This is a genomic window from Falsihalocynthiibacter sp. SS001 (genome assembly GCF_042445055.1).
Taxonomy (GTDB): Bacteria; Pseudomonadota; Alphaproteobacteria; order Rhodobacterales; family Rhodobacteraceae; genus Falsihalocynthiibacter.
Map to the genome: position 1 here is coordinate 1,286,320 of NZ_CP170339.1, position 14,677 is coordinate 1,300,996.

Below are 14,677 nucleotides of genomic sequence, written 5' to 3' on the forward strand. Positions count from 1 at the left end.
GACATGAACAACGCAGCAATCGCTGATCGTCGCAACAAGGCTATTGCCCGTGGCGTGGGAATGGTCACGCAAGTATACGCAGATAAGGCGCTGAACGCCGAGGTCTGGGACGTTGAAGGCACCCGTTACATTGATTTCGCCGCAGGCATCGCCGTGGTGAACACAGGACACCGTCACCCGAAAGTGATGGAAGCCGTACAGAACCAGCTTGGCCGCTTTACGCACACCTGTCATCAGGTCTTGCCGTATGAAAACTATATCCACCTCGCCGAGCGCTTGAATACACTCGTGCCCGGTGATTTCGAAAAGCGCACGACATTCGTCACGACAGGCGCTGAAGCTGTCGAGAATGCGATCAAGGTCGCACGCGCCTATACTGGTCGCCCTGCGGTGATTGCGTTTGGTGGTGGTTTCCACGGGCGCACGTTCATGGGCATGTCGCTTACGGGTAAGGTGGAGCCATACAAGAAGGGCTTTGGCGCGATGATGCCTGATGTGTATCACGTTCCTTTCCCAACGGATGTACATGGCATCTCAACCGAAGATTCACTGGCGGCAATCGCCAAACTCTTCAAAGCTGATTTGGACCCTGCGCGCGTAGCTGCGATCATTCTTGAGCCTGTTCAGGGCGAGGGGGGCTTTTACGCCGCTCCGCAGGAATTGATGACCGCGGTTAGAAAACTATGTGACGAGCATGGCATCGTGATGATCGCGGACGAAGTGCAAACAGGATTTGCGCGCACGGGGCACCACTTTGCGATGGAAGGCTATGGCGTCGCTGCTGACATCACTACAATGGCCAAAGGCCTGGCGGGTGGGTTGCCCCTCGCGGCGGTTACTGGGCGTGCCGAGATCATGGATTCTGCGAACCCTGGTGGGCTCGGCGGCACATATGGCGGGAATCCTTTGGGCATTGCTGCGGCACACGCTGTTTTGGACGTGATCGAGGAAGAAAACCTCTGTGCACGTGCGAACGAGCTTGGCGCTCGTCTAAAGGATCGCCTCTCGAAAATTCGTGAAACAACACCACAGATCGTTGATGTCCGTGGCGCGGGCTTTATGATCGCGGCAGAATTTAACACGGCTGATGGTGCTACTCCGGATGCGGATTTCACAAATCGCGTTCGGCTTGAGGCGCTCAAACGGAATCTGATCCTATTGACTTGTGGTGTGTACGGAAATGTTGTGCGTTTCCTAGCACCGATCACAATTCAGGATGACGTATTCCAAGAGGCGCTTGATATCCTTGAGGACTCCATCGCCGCTGCAAAAGGAGACGCTTGATGACCCTTACTCTTAATGATCCCAGCCTGCTGGAAACCCGCGCGCTTGTGAATGGCGAGTGGATCGAAACTGGCAAGACCTTCGCGGTCATCAACCCTGCAACTGGCGAGGAAATCGCACAGGTTGTTGATGTTCCCGTAGAGACAGTGAGTGCCGCAATCGATAGTGCCTATACCGCTCAGAAAGAATGGGCCAAGTGGACAGGCAAGGAACGCGCTGCGGTTCTACGCAAGTGGTTCGACCTCATGGTGGAGAACGCCGACGATCTGGCGGCAATTCTGACTGCCGAAATGGGTAAGCCCCTTGCCGAAGCCAAAGGCGAAATCCTCTACGGCGCTTCGTTCATCGAGTGGTTTGGCGAAGAGGCCAAGCGTATTTACGGTGACGTCATTCCCGGCCACCAACGTGACAAGCGTATCCTCGTTACGAAGCAACCCGTCGGTGTTGTCGGCTCGATTACGCCTTGGAACTTCCCCAACGCCATGATCGCGCGCAAAGTGGCGCCAGCGCTGGCTGTTGGGTGTTCCTTCGTGGCGCGCCCAGCCGAGCTTACCCCGCTTTCCGCAATGGCGATGGGTGTTCTCGCAGAGCGCGCAGGGGTTCCTGCTGGCGTGTTGAACATTGTTCCATCTAGCGATGCTGCCGCAACGGGCAAGGAGCTTTGTGCAAACCCCAAGGTTGCCAAGATTACCTTCACTGGCTCAACACGCGTTGGCAAAATCCTCATGGAACAATGCGCGGATACCATTAAGAAGATGAGCCTTGAGCTTGGCGGTAACGCGCCATTCATCGTGTTTGACGACGCCGATCTCGACGCGGCGGTTGCAGGGGCGATGATCTCGAAATTCCGCAACAACGGCCAAACATGCGTTTGCGCCAACCGCATCTATGTTCAGGCAGGCGTCTATGATGCGTTCGCCAAGAAGCTCGCGGCGGCAATGTCTGATCTCAAGATCGGGGATGGGACTAATGACGGCGTAACCACTGGCCCGCTGATTAGTGAAGCCGCAGTTCTGAAAGTCCAAGAGCATATCGAGGACGCGACATCCAAAGGTGCGAAAGTTGCGCTTGGTGGTAAGCCGCATGAGTTGGGCGGAACGTTCTTTGAGCCAACGATCCTGACGGATGTGACGTCAGAGATGGCGGTGACCCGCGAGGAAACTTTCGGCCCGCTTGCGCCGCTTTTCCGTTTTGAGACAGAAGAACAAGTGATCGAAATGGCCAACGACACTGAATTCGGCTTGGCTGGGTACTTCTATGCTCAGGATGTGAACCGCATCTGGCGCGTGGCTGAGGCTCTGGAAACTGGGATTGTCGGTATCAATACGGGCCTGATCTCGACCGAAGTTGCGCCATTTGGTGGAGTGAAGCAGTCTGGCCTTGGTCGTGAAGGCTCTAAGTATGGTGCCGAGGATTTCCTCGAGCTGAAGTACATGTGCTTTGGTGAAGTTCAGTAATGGCAGGCGCAGAGCATACTTCGAGTTACTATGCCGCGACTGCCCGTCACACCGATGGGTTCGCCTCGCTTGCGTCTGACGTTGACGTTGATGTCGCCATCATCGGCGGAGGCTTCACGGGTGTCGCTACGGCGCTGGAACTTGCGGAGCGCGGCCTGCGGGTCGCTCTTTGTGAGGCGAACCGTATCGGTTGGGGTGCCACAGGGCGCAATGGCGGGCAGATAACCGGATCGCTTTCTGGTGATGTTGCGATGGAGCGGGAGTTCCGTCGGACATTGGGCGATGGCGCGGATGATTTTGTTTGGAAGTTGCGTTGGCGTGGTCACGATATCATCAAGAACCGTGTCCAGAAATACGGTATCGAGTGTGATCTGCGCCACGGGCACCTTCAAACGGCACTCACCAAGGGGCACCTAAGCGAGCTACAAGGGATTTATGAGCGCGGATGCGAGGGCGGAATGGCCGAGTATGTGGAGATGATCCCCGAAGAGCGTATCGGCGACTACCTCGAGACCGAGATTTATATCGGCGGTTTGTTGAACCGTTACAATATGCACGTGCATTCGCTTGATCTCTGTGTCGGTGAGGCGCTTGCCGCCCAATCGCTCGGCGCGCAAATCTATGAGAATACGCGCGTCCTGAACATCGTTCACGGGCCGCGCCCCAAGGTTGTCACCGAGGGCGGCACAATAACCGCCGACAAAGTCGTTATGGCGGGGAATGCCTATCACCTGCTTGAGCAGAAAGATCTTAAAGGTAAGCTCTTTCCTGCGTCCTTGGCGAATATGGCAACAGAGCCGCTTGGCGCGGATGTTGCGGCCGCGATCAACCCGCAAAACCTTGCCGTTTACGATGGTCGGTTTGTTTTGGACTACTATCGTCTTACGGCGGATAATCGGCTTATGTTTGGTGGTGGCACCAACTATTCGGGGCGAGACAGCCAAGATATCGCCGCCGAACTGCGGCCTGCTCTGGAGCATACTTTCCCACGTCTCAAAGGGGTCGGGATCGACTATAGCTGGGCGGGGATGGATGGCATCATCCTGAACCGAATTCCACAGGTAGGGCGCCTAAACGACAACGTATTCTATGTTCAGGGCTATTCCGGACACGGGATTGCGCTGAGCCATATCCTTGCGGAACTCACCGCGCAGGAAGTGGCGAGTGGGGACTCAGAATTCGCGGTGTTTGAAAATGTGCGCCACTGGAACTTGCCGGTCGGGCGCAGCATGGGAAGTCTGATGATTGCCGTGGGAATGGCGTATTATCGACTTAGGGATAAGCTGACGGGGTAGTCCCCGCCAGCAGATTTGTTTTCAGGAATTGCGTCCGGTCTATGGCTTGGGCGCAATTTCTTTTTCGTCAGTTTGAACCGAAGCCCAGCCACGATCCCCCTCAGGATCAGGCAAATCGGATGGCTTCTCGTGACGGTGGATGTGCGCCTTGGCGATGAAGTTCGCCGTGATCGGAGCTGTCAAAAGCAAGAACAGCGTGATCATCAACTCATGCAGGGACAGATGCCCCTCAACCGCAACTGAATGTACGATCGAGGCAAGGAGCACCCCGCCAACACCCAGCGTTGTCGCTTTGGTCGGAGCATGAAGGCGCGACATCGGGTCGGGGAGTTTTACGAGTCCAAAGGAGCCGACAAGTCCGAAAACGCCGCTGACGACGAGAAAAAATACGATCAGGATTTCTGCTGCAAGTTCCATATTTCCCTCACTCGATGATGTTGCCGCGCAGCATGAAGCGCGTATAGGCAACCGTTGAAACAAACCCGAGCATCGAAATAATCAACGCGGCTTCGAATACCATTTCGGTTTTGTACTGCATGCCATGCAAGATGATGAGCGCGATAACGTTGATAACCATCGTGTCCAGCGCAAGGATACGGTCGGTTACGCCCTCGGCGCGGAGAATCTTCCACAGGTTCATCAGAAGCGCGGCACCAAAGCACCCGACGGCAAAGTTGATAGCAAGATCAATCATTCGAAAATCTCCTTCAGGCGGCGCTCGTAACGCGATTTGATTTCATCGCGCACGGCCTCGGGGTCGGGGGCATTCAGGCAATGTACAAGGATCGCGTGCCCCTCGGTTGAAATATCGCTAGAAACAGTGCCCGGCGTCAGGGTAATTGTCCCCGCCAGCACGGTGATCGCCTCGGGCGTTTTTAGCTCAAGCGGCACGGTAACCCACGCGGGATGAAGATCGCTGTTGCGGCGAAACAGGATGAGCCAAGCTACGATCACATTCGCGACGATAATATCCCAGAAAACAATGAAGAAGTACGCGATGATCTTGAACGGGTGCTTCAGGCGCGGGGCATTGGGCCAGTAGGGGCGCGTTACGAAAGGAATTAGGATACCAAGAAACGCACCAAACAAGAGCGAATTGGTCGAGAAACCGTTCACCAACAGGAGCCAAACCACAGTGAGCAGTACCGTCAAGAGAGGGTGCGGGAATATGGTTTTCATGAGTTTCATTTCGCGTCCCCCCCGAGTACGGCGCTGATGTATCCAGATGGATCAAAAAGTTGTTGCGCAGTGGCGTTCGCATATTCCATTGCGGATTCCGCGAATATTGTAAGCGCGATCAGTCCGAACAACAGCCCAAATACCGCAACGAACGGCAAGCGTGGATATGTTTGCGCAGCTTGCTCTGGTTCCACAGCCTCAGGTTCCGTAACCGTTGTTTTCCAGAAGATCATGCTACCTGCACGCGCGAACCCGATAATTGCAATAAGCGAGAACACAAGGATCACGCCCCAGATGAACGCTTGGTTATCCACGCCAATTGAGGCCTGAAGGATCATCAATTTTCCAAGGAACCCAGAAAGTGGCGGCATCCCTGCCATGGCTATAGCCGCGCCAAAGAACAGCGCGGAGATAAGGCCGTTTTGCACCATCGGCGGGGCAGGTTGGATTGCCGGTCCGCGACGTTCAATCACAAGATCCGCGACGAGGAACAAGAGTGCGGTCGCAAGGGTCGAGTGCACGATATAGAAAATCGCTGCACCTGCCGCTTGCTCGGTAAAGAGCGAGATCGCCACAAGCAACGTCCCCATCGAACCAATCGCCGCATAGGCCGACAGTCGCGCGATATCGCGTGCACCAAGAACGCCGATCATACCAACCGCCAGCGTCAATAGAGCCGCAGGAAGCAACCAGTCCGCTACAAGGCCCGCGCTGATTTCAAGGTCAGGTGCAAAGACAAGCGTATACATACGCAGGATTGAGTAGGCACCCACCTTGGTCATGATAGCAAAGAGCGCGGCCACAGGTGCGGGGGCGTTCGCATAGCTGCCGGGAAGCCAGAAGTGCAGCGGAAGTACTGCCGCCTTGATGGAGAACACCAGTAGCAACAGGACTGCGCCAACGCGGATTAGCGCCGTTTCTTGTGCAGGGAGTTCCGCAACGCGTACAGCGAGGTCTGCCATATTTAGCGTGCCCGTCACCGCATAGAGCGTACCGAGCGCGAACAGGAACAATGTTGAGCCAAGCAGGTTATAAACAACATACTGAACACCCGCGCGCAGGCGGACCGCGCCGCCGCCGTGGATCATCAGGCCATAGGACGCGATCAGGAGCACTTCGAAGAATACGAAGAGGTTAAACGCATCACCCGTTAGGAACGCACCCGCAACCCCCATGAGTTGAAACTGAAATAGCGGGTGAAAATGGCGTCCGCGTTCGTCCCAGCCAGAGCCGATAACATAGAGCAGCACCGCCAGTGCGAGGACCGAGGTAAGCAGCACCATGAGGGCCGAAAGACGGTCCAGAACGAGCACAATGCCAAATGGTGCGGGCCAGTCACCGAGTTCATAGACCTGAACCTCGCCACTAGATGCTTGACCAGTCAGGACAAGCGCAATCGCAACGAGGGCAACCGTACCCGCAACAGAGAAGATCCGCTGAAGGTCGGGGTGGTGGCGGATAACCATGAGGAAGAATGGCGCAAGGATCGCAGGCAGGACGATGGGCGCAATAATAAGGTTGCTCACGCTTGATTTCCCTCCTCTGGGGAGTCGTTAATGTCGATTTTGTCAGTATCCGAGGACAGATACGCTCCGAGGGCGATCATCACCACCAGCGCCGTCATCCCGAAAGAGATCACAATCGCGGTCAGTACCAGCGCCTGCGGTAGCGGATCGGTGTAGGATGCATCGCTGTATTTATCGAGGATCGGCGGCATGTTCTGAACGAGGCGCCCTGTCGAAAACAGAAAGATGTTCACAGCATAAGACAGCAACGACAGCCCGAGGATCACGGGGAATGTCCGTTGGCGTAGCACAAGAAAAACGCCACATGCAGTCAGAAAAGCAACTGCGCTTGCAACAAGAAGTTCCATGCTTATGCCTCCTCTTGGTAACGCGGGTCGTCCCGCAGGGGGTTAATGTCCATTGGGTGCTCTTGCTCGATGTCAGGCTGCCATGCGAAGCGTGCGAAGCTTTCGAGGGCAAGCATGATTGCGCCGAACACTGCAAGGAATACGCCCAGATCAAAGAACATGGCGGTTGCCCATTCAAATTCTTCAAGGCCCGGCAGGTCGATATAACCATAGGCGCTTGTCAGGAACGGCAAGCCATTGAGCCACGCGCCCATGCCGGTAACCGCCGCGATAAGTACACCGCAGCCAATCACGCCGTGGTACGGGAATGTCTGACGCGCCGCGGCCCACGAGAAACCCGAGGCCATGTATTGCATGACGTAAGCAATCGCCACGACGAGGCCAGCGATAAATCCACCACCCGGAAGGTTGTGCCCGCGGAAGAAGATGTAAGCGCCGACCATCAGAGCAATTGGCATTACCACACGGGTTGCGACGACCATCATAAGTGGGTGCGTGTCGCCAGAGCGCGGTACACTTGGTTCGCGATTAAGCAGCTTGGCCCGCACGTTCGTCGCAAGTACCGCCTCTGTCAGCGCGTAGATCACAACTGCGGCAATGCCCAAAACGATGATCTCGCCAAAGGTATCAAATCCACGGAAGTCAACGAGAATGACGTTTACAACGTTGGTACCGCCACCCCCTTTGTAGGAGTTGGCAAGGTGGAATTCCGAGATCGAAGGTTGTGCGAAATCGCTGCGCAGGATTGCATAGATCAAGCCACCAACGGCCAAGCCCGCAACCGAAGCAATGGTGATGTCGCGCGTTCTGCGGCCGCCTGAACTTTCGACGGGGGTCTCCTTGGGCATGAAGTTCAATGCAAGGAGCAGAAGGATGATCGTCACCACCTCAACCGAAATCTGTGTGAGTGCAAGGTCGGGTGCCGAGAAATAGTTGAACAACAGAGAGACCATAAGGCCCGATACGCCGATAATCACCAAAGCAAGAAGACGGTTGCGGTGGAATACGACGACGCAGAATGCTGAAACAATCATACAGACCCAGCCCACGATGGCGATCGGCTGAATTTCAGCCAGCGGGCGAGAGTGCTCTGCGGGGATACCTGTGAAGTAAGCATAGAGCGAGAGAGCAAGCGTGAACACAAGGAACACGGCGCCGTAACGCCCCAGAGAACCATTGTGCAGGCCCGCGGTGAAACGGTCGCTCGCGCGTGTAAGTGCGCCAATAATATGGTCGAAGATCGCTTTGGCCTCTGGGCGGCGCGCCGCAAGCCAGAACCGTTCAAGCGCACCGTGGCGCCACAAGAGAAACGCACCGCCAAACACCGCAATTGCCGACATGAACAACGCGGGTGTGACGCCGTGCCAAAGCTTGAGAGAATAGTAAGGCAGTTTTTCGTCGCCGATGACGGCCTGTGATGCGACCGCAACCAGAGGACCGACAATCACCTTTGAGAAAAGGCCAATCGCGACAACTAGCGTCACAAGCACAGCGGGCGAAATCAGCATTCCCACGCCTGGATCATGCGGCTTGGCAGGATAGTCGTTACGCACAGGGCCAAAGAACACATGCGCAATCAGGCGGAAAGAATACGCCGCGGAGAACAGCGAACCTAAGACAACAAGCGTAGGAAGCAGATAGTGCGAGCCAGCCCAAACGGTATGTGCTGCTTCTTCGAGCATCATTTCCTTGGACAAGAACCCGTTGAGCGGTGGAATACCGGCCATTGAGAGGCTTGCCAGTGTCACAAGGACGAAGGTAATCGGCATCAACGTGCGCAGGCCGCCAAGACGTTTGATATCGCGGGTATGTGCTTCGTGATCGATGATCCCTGCGGACATAAAGAGGGCCGCTTTGAACGTTGCGTGGTTGATAATATGAAAGACCGCGATAACCGCTGCGATTTTGGTGCCAAAGCCCAAGAGCATCGTTATCAGGCCAAGATGGCTCACCGTAGAGAAAGCCAAAAGCGCCTTCAGGTCATCTTTGAATAGAGCGATAACCGCGCCAACAACCATCGTAATGAGGCCAGTTGTGGCCACGATGTAGAACCACTCGGGCGTTCCCGCCAAAACAGGCCAAAGTCGCGCCATCAGGAACAGGCCAGCCTTTACCATCGTTGCAGAGTGCAGATAAGCCGAAACGGGAGTTGGTGCCGCCATGGCGTGCGGTAGCCAGAAGTGGAACGGAAACTGTGCCGATTTGGTAAACGCACCGATCAGTATCAGGAGCAATGCGACAAGGTAGTAGGGCGACGATTGAATGGCGTCTTTTTGAGTAAGAATGACGCTTAGGTCATAGCTCCCTGCGATATTCCCAAGGATCAACAGACCAGCAATCATTGCCAGTCCACCCATTCCCGTAACGGTAAGCGCCATTCTTGCGCCTTGACGCCCTTCGGGTAGGTGCTTCCAGTAGCCGATCAAAAGGAATGAAGAAAGTGACGTAAGTTCCCAGAAAATAAGCAGAAGTAGGATGTTGTCCGAGAGCACAATGCCAACCATCGCGCCTTGAAACAGTAGCAAATAGGCATAGAACTGCCCCATCGGATCCTGCCGCGATAGATAGAAGCGCGCGTAGAGAATGATGAGGAGGCCAATCCCAAGGATCAGACCCGCAAAAAGTAGCCCGAGCCCATCAAGGAAGAAATTCGCGTTCAGCCCCAGTACGGGCACCCAGTCCATCTTGGCCGTCACAGTTTCGCCGCGCATAACTGCGGGCGCATGGAGCAGTACCCCAATAAGCGCCAATAAGGTCGTTCCGCCAGCCGCCCAAGCCGCAGCGTTGCGACCTGCACGAATAAGTAACGGCGGAAGAACGGCGCCCAAGAATGGCAAAAGAGCGATAAAGATTAATGACACTGCGGCATCTCCGTCGGTAATATCTGCGCAAGGCTTGGTCCTTGGTGTACGTTTATGCCGCTAACGGCAAGTGCCAAGTGTAAACATTGCTCTGGGTCTTGGTGGGGGGTTTTAGCGGGGGAAGGCGAGGGGTGTCAAAGCGACAATTACACCACAAGCGCATTTGCGTGCGATTTTTGTGGGGTGTGATGCGCTCGCCTGAAAGCGGGCTTGTTTCGAGAGAGACTCACTTGCCGATTTGCGGACTGAAAAGCTCCTGCATAGGGCAAGAACCGCCTCGAAATCCCTTATTTTTAAGGATAAGTTGAGCGCCAAAAGGTAACTATAATGTGATCGGTACGCTAGATGTCGCTAAAATCATATGATGCGTTCCGCTATATTTGGTAATGAGTAATAATGTTGCGCAATGCGCGTCAAAAATTTGATAAAAGTTCAAAATTGTGTTATCATCAATAACGGTTAGTTGCGACGCTATTAGGCGATCGTGTGGTTTTAATCTCTTGAGAATAAAGGATTATTTGTAGAGAGTAGTAAAGGTTTGGTCAGATGACGCGTTCTCGGTTCGGTATTACTTCATTTGTTTCACTTGGTTTTGTTTTGGCGCTCGCACCGCCCTCATTGGCTCAGAACCGATGTACAGGAATGACAGCAAGCTTCACGACTTCGGTTGAGCGTTATTGTCAGTGCGAGCGCGTCACGCGCGGGTTTCTAGAGACGGTTAGTCAGAAACGGGTGTTCCCTGAAATTCTAGCAGAAACTCAACGGCAATGCCCGAGTTTGGCTGCGTTGCTCTCGGATATGCCGACAGCGACGATTGCCTCAGGTGGTGGAGGCCGCTTGGATAGCGGTGAAAACACCAGTCGGCTCGGCTTCCTAACTCCCGATACACCCTCAGCTGATGAAGAAGCAGAACCCACAGTCACCCGAACCGCACGGAGAAGTCCAAGCGGTGGAGGTTCAAGTGGCGGCTCCGGCGGCGGTTCTGGCGGCGGTAGTAGTTCCGGCGGTGGCGGCTCATCAGGTGGTGGCTCAGGCGGCAATACCGGCGGTGGCTCTGGTGGTGGTTCCGGCGGTGGTAGTGGTGGCGGCTCCGGTGGCGGAGGTGACGGCCCAATAGGCGATAGTCCCGGCGGTGGCGGCGATAACGGCGGCGGCGGCGGTGATAACGGCGGTGGCGGACTTATGAGCCACGGCGCTGGAGGTAATCACGGCGGTGTGTTTGGAGATACCGGTGGCCATACCCACGGTGGTATTTACGGCCACGGTCCGACGCCCATGAGCCATGTTCCAGGATTTGAGAACACGACCATGGAGGAACTGCGAGGTATGGTCCGCAACAACTAGCTTGCGGTAAAGCCAGTCACCCAGCGGCTCGGTCGTTTGGGGTCTTGCATCCGAAGGAAAATATACCCTGTATCCTGCCAAGGGCGTATCTGGTTTGTCGCGTTGTCGAGGACATAGTCTCCCGTTTCGGAGCGATAAACCAACACGGCATGCCCGTTACGTTGGCGATCAAGAACGGTCGCCAACAGTAGGCGCTTCGGATCAACTCCGCGTTTGACCAGTTCGCGTTTCTTGATAAGCGCGAAATCTTCGCAATCCCCACCAAGCGCGGTTGGAACAGCCCAATACTCAGTCTGTTTATATTGGCTGCGGTCTGAAACCTCTGGAACCGATCTATTGATATACAGGTTTATCTTCTGAACGATCGCGGCTTCGGATTGCGACCCGTTCGCGCGCTGTTGATTTGTGGTGCAGGCCCATTGATAGGTCTGGCATAGTGCGCTGGCACCTGATGGCGGCGCGATGTTGCGCGTGTGGACAAGGTGGGCCTGAGGCGCGGTCGCCGCAACGGAGCCAGCAGTCATTAGCAGCGCAAAAGCGGCTGTCGGAAGCAGTCGTTTGATCATGTTTACCTACGGAGTTGCCTGTATTACCTGTTTATTGATGGGGTAAATACGAAGAACAAGGTAGGGGAGGCTACGATCCCGAAAGCGGCGAATATGTGCCTCTTGTAAGGGAATATGCGCGTATCATCGCCCATTTGGCGAGATGTCTGCACGCGGATCGCTAACAAAGGCGGGTTTGGCGCGACCAGATCGGCCGCGCCAATGTTGTATTAGTTCAGGTCGGAAGCGCGTGCTTCGGATCCTTCTGGAAAAGTCGCTATTTGCTGATCCTGCCGCTGTTGGCTGTATGCTCAAATTCCGCGATAGCGATTCCACGCTAGTCGGGGTTGCGAAGGACTGTCGCTTTATGCGGCCTATCGGCGCATTGTGTGAAACAATGCAGGAGGCGGCGAGTGGCCTGCGTACGCTCACCATTTACGCGCATCCTTTTCCCATCCTTGAGAACGTGAACGACTGGAATCGGTTCAATGCCAAATCTGGTGGGACTTTCGTCGAAAAATGCTGTCACTTCTTTGATCTCATACGCCTAGCTGACTCGAGCAGAGCCGCTACGGATAATGGCTATGTTCTCGTGAACTTTGATAATGGCGTTCACGCCATTCTAGAACTATGCATGTTTGCCGAAGGATCGCGTGATCAAGAAGAGGTCAGGGCAGTAGGCCCGAATGACAAGCTCAAGGCGCTTCTACCTCGTCTGTGTTTTTTTGGCCCGCTGACTAAGTGGATGCACCTATTCCACAGTTGATCGTCAGCCCTCGAAGTCCTAAAGGACCAGAGGTGCGCGAAATCCCCGTTGATCCGCGTTTGTTGGAGGCGGGCGATCATAATGGCTCAACCTTTTACCAACACGAGGGATTCCTTGCGTTGGTGCGTGGTGAAATTCCGAAACCTGACGTAAGTCTTGATGATGGATGGAAAGCCGTAGCAATGGGAATGGCGGCCCAAACAAGTGCCGCTGAAGGGCGCGTGATCGATTGGTCCGCGTTTATCGAACAGCAATAACCGCTTATGCGGTTCATGATGACAGGACACCAAGATGTGCCCTGCAACACACGGGGAAGCGAAGTGGCGCAAACAACAAAAACATCCAACGGCCAGAAACTTAGCGATTTTCGGGACCAAGCACGTGAAATCGGGCCGGGGCTGCTCTTAGCGGGTATGGTGGCGATGGCGGCGCAATTCTTGTCCGAACACTACGGCATTCCTGTGATGCTCATGGCGATCTTGCTGGGTATGCCGCTTCAGTTCCTGTCGGAAGATGGCCGCGCCGCACCTGGAATTACATTTGCTTCACGCACAGTCCTGCGGATTGGCGTTGCATTGTTGGGCATGAGTGTGAGCGGCGAGATGGTCATGCTGATCGGGCCGACGAACCTTGTGTTGATCTTGCTCAGCGTGGCTGCGACGATCCTTCTTTCCATTGCAGCGATGCCGTTGATTGGGAAAGATCGGCTTTTCGGTTTTCTGACGGGCGGCTCCGTCGCGATTTGCGGTGCCTCAGCGGCGATGGCGATTAGCTCTATTCTGCCTAACCGCCCTGAGAATGAGCGAGACCTTTCGTTTACCGTCATCTCGATTACGCTCATGTCGACGCTCGCGATGATATTGTATCCGGTCATTTCCGAGATGCTTGGCCTCGATACGATGCAAGCGGGCTTGTTCCTTGGCGGAACCATTCATGACGTGGCACAGGTTGTGGGGGCAGGGTATTCTGTTTCAGATGAGGTTGGCGAAATCTCGACCTTGGTTAAGCTGTTCCGCGTGGCACTCTTGGCACCTGTGGTGTTCATCGGTGCACTTGCTTTGCGCCGTTCCGTGCCCGCAGGGGCAGCGCGTCCGCCACTAATGCCGCTCTTTGTTGTAGGCTTCCTTGTGCTTGCGGCGTTGAACTCGTTCCACCTGATCCCCGAAGCGGTCAAGGAGCCAACTGGTGCGGTCTCTCGCGCGATGTTGGTTGCTGCTGTTGCCGCTGTTGGAATGAAAACGTCGCTCGCCCAACTCAGGAGTGTCGGCGCGGCATCAATGCTGATTATCTTCGCTCAGACGGTTTTCCTCGGAGTGCTGATCCTCGGAGCGATCTATATGGCTGGGCCTACTTAGAGTTCAGATGGTCTATCAACGTCGATTTAGCGTCTAGAATATGCCGGCGCGTAAGGTCGCTTGCGCGCTGGGCATTCCCTTTTTCGCAGGCTTCCAGAATGCCGATATGCTCTTCATTCGCGCGCTCCATCCCATCCGAGAGCGTAAGCTGCGCGCGCAAGTACCTGTCTACGCGGTCCAGAGCCGAGTCAATTATCGTGTTGTGATACTCCAACCCGCTCGATTGATAGAGCGTACTGTGGAACTTGCGATTCAAATCGCCCCACGTCATTGGATCAGAAGAGGCGACGAACTCCTCGCAATATCCGCGCGCGGTTTCCAACGTCTTTTTCGTCATCTGGGGGACAGCCAGCTCGATGACATGACCCTCTAAAAACGCTCTGAAATCAAATATTTCGCTTACTTCCGAAGGGGCGATCCCCGCCACGGTCGCGCCTTTGTAGCGTTGTGACGTAACAAGGCCCAATTCCTCAAGGCGCGAGATTGCTTCGCGAACGGGAATACGGCTTGTGTTGAATAGATTGGCGATTTCGTCTTGGCGCAAAGAGTCACCGTCCTTTAGCTCGCCTGTAATGATCGCTTTCTTGAGCGCTTCAAATACGATCGCCGAGGCCGAGGACGTCCTTGATATGTCTACCGAATCTAGTTTCATCGCAATCTCCAATTTCAACCTTTTATACCTCAAATCTCTGAGGGTTTGAAGGGTGGTGAATATTGC

15 protein-coding genes are annotated in these 14,677 nt (G+C 55.0%); 7 read left to right on the plus strand and 8 right to left on the minus strand.

Translation table 11 applies throughout. The features are described 5' to 3' along the window. The first annotated feature begins 3 nt into the window (after positions 1 to 3). The 3 genes from ACFE33_RS06270 to ACFE33_RS06280 are packed head-to-tail and all read left to right on the plus strand — an operon-like array spanning position 4 to position 4,036. Entirely contained in the window at positions 4 to 1,284 is a 1,281-nt protein-coding gene (locus ACFE33_RS06270; RefSeq protein ID WP_380058172.1) for a 4-aminobutyrate--2-oxoglutarate transaminase, read from the plus strand. After that, positions 1,284 to 2,741 carry an NAD-dependent succinate-semialdehyde dehydrogenase gene (locus ACFE33_RS06275; RefSeq protein WP_380058174.1) on the plus strand — a complete coding sequence of 486 codons (1,458 nt, stop codon included), beginning with the start codon at positions 1,284 to 1,286 and terminating at the stop codon, positions 2,739 to 2,741. The genes ACFE33_RS06270 and ACFE33_RS06275 overlap by 1 nt, the downstream gene beginning before the upstream one ends. Next, the gene (locus tag ACFE33_RS06280; RefSeq protein ID WP_380058176.1) at positions 2,741 to 4,036 is read left to right on the plus strand and encodes an NAD(P)/FAD-dependent oxidoreductase; all 1,296 of its coding nucleotides are present in this window, start codon (positions 2,741 to 2,743) and stop codon (positions 4,034 to 4,036) included. The genes ACFE33_RS06275 and ACFE33_RS06280 overlap by 1 nt, the downstream gene beginning before the upstream one ends. A 39-nt stretch (positions 4,037 to 4,075) precedes the next feature. Here the strand turns inward: ACFE33_RS06280 and ACFE33_RS06285 are convergent, their stop codons facing one another. The 6 genes from ACFE33_RS06285 to ACFE33_RS06310 are packed head-to-tail and all read right to left on the minus strand — an operon-like array spanning position 4,076 to position 9,949. Continuing rightward, complete coding sequence (locus ACFE33_RS06285) at positions 4,076 to 4,453, minus strand: Na+/H+ antiporter subunit G (protein WP_380058178.1); 378 nt, start codon at positions 4,451 to 4,453, stop codon at positions 4,076 to 4,078. Positions 4,454 to 4,460: 7 nt separating this feature from the next. Next, the gene (locus ACFE33_RS06290) at positions 4,461 to 4,730 is read right to left on the minus strand and encodes a K+/H+ antiporter subunit F (RefSeq protein WP_380058180.1); all 270 of its coding nucleotides are present in this window, start codon (positions 4,728 to 4,730) and stop codon (positions 4,461 to 4,463) included. Further along, positions 4,727 to 5,224: a Na+/H+ antiporter subunit E gene (locus tag ACFE33_RS06295; RefSeq protein WP_380058182.1), complete on the minus strand. Its 498-nt coding sequence runs from the start codon at positions 5,222 to 5,224 to the stop codon at positions 4,727 to 4,729. The genes ACFE33_RS06290 and ACFE33_RS06295 overlap by 4 nt, the downstream gene beginning before the upstream one ends. Then, a complete protein-coding gene (locus tag ACFE33_RS06300; protein ID WP_380058184.1) occupies positions 5,221 to 6,741 on the minus strand; it encodes a monovalent cation/H+ antiporter subunit D in 1,521 nt (506 codons plus the stop codon). Before ACFE33_RS06300 ends, ACFE33_RS06295 begins: the two co-directional genes overlap by 4 nt. Then, positions 6,738 to 7,088: a Na+/H+ antiporter subunit C gene (locus ACFE33_RS06305; RefSeq protein WP_380058186.1), complete on the minus strand. Its 351-nt coding sequence runs from the start codon at positions 7,086 to 7,088 to the stop codon at positions 6,738 to 6,740. Before ACFE33_RS06305 ends, ACFE33_RS06300 begins: the two co-directional genes overlap by 4 nt. A 2-nt stretch (positions 7,089 to 7,090) precedes the next feature. Continuing rightward, entirely contained in the window at positions 7,091 to 9,949 is a 2,859-nt protein-coding gene (locus ACFE33_RS06310; protein WP_380058188.1) for a monovalent cation/H+ antiporter subunit A, read from the minus strand. A 546-nt stretch (positions 9,950 to 10,495) separates the two neighbouring features. Here ACFE33_RS06310 and ACFE33_RS06315 point away from each other — a divergent pair. Continuing rightward, entirely contained in the window at positions 10,496 to 11,293 is a 798-nt protein-coding gene (locus ACFE33_RS06315; RefSeq protein ID WP_380058190.1) for a hypothetical protein, read from the plus strand. Here the strand turns inward: ACFE33_RS06315 and ACFE33_RS06320 are convergent. Continuing rightward, the gene (locus ACFE33_RS06320) at positions 11,290 to 11,859 is read right to left on the minus strand and encodes a transglutaminase-like cysteine peptidase (RefSeq protein ID WP_380058192.1); all 570 of its coding nucleotides are present in this window, start codon (positions 11,857 to 11,859) and stop codon (positions 11,290 to 11,292) included. The two genes, ACFE33_RS06315 and ACFE33_RS06320, sit on opposite strands and share 4 nt — an antisense overlap. 229 nt (positions 11,860 to 12,088) lie before the next feature. Between ACFE33_RS06320 and ACFE33_RS06325 the strand changes: the two genes are divergently transcribed. From ACFE33_RS06325 to ACFE33_RS06335, 3 genes are all read left to right on the plus strand, one after another. Beyond that, positions 12,089 to 12,604, plus strand: a complete 516-nt coding sequence (locus ACFE33_RS06325) for a hypothetical protein (RefSeq protein ID WP_380058194.1) — start codon at positions 12,089 to 12,091, stop codon at positions 12,602 to 12,604. A gap of 32 nt (positions 12,605 to 12,636) precedes the next feature. Then, positions 12,637 to 12,861 carry a hypothetical protein gene (locus ACFE33_RS06330; protein ID WP_380058195.1) on the plus strand — a complete coding sequence of 75 codons (225 nt, stop codon included), beginning with the start codon at positions 12,637 to 12,639 and terminating at the stop codon, positions 12,859 to 12,861. A gap of 63 nt (positions 12,862 to 12,924) precedes the next feature. Continuing rightward, positions 12,925 to 13,959, plus strand: a complete 1,035-nt coding sequence (locus tag ACFE33_RS06335) for a YeiH family protein (protein ID WP_380058197.1) — start codon at positions 12,925 to 12,927, stop codon at positions 13,957 to 13,959. On the opposite strand, the gene ACFE33_RS06340 is transcribed toward ACFE33_RS06335, so the two are convergent. Then, complete coding sequence (locus tag ACFE33_RS06340; protein WP_380058198.1) at positions 13,952 to 14,611, minus strand: GntR family transcriptional regulator; 660 nt, start codon at positions 14,609 to 14,611, stop codon at positions 13,952 to 13,954. The two genes, ACFE33_RS06335 and ACFE33_RS06340, sit on opposite strands and share 8 nt — an antisense overlap. Positions 14,612 to 14,677: the final 66 nt, after the last annotated feature.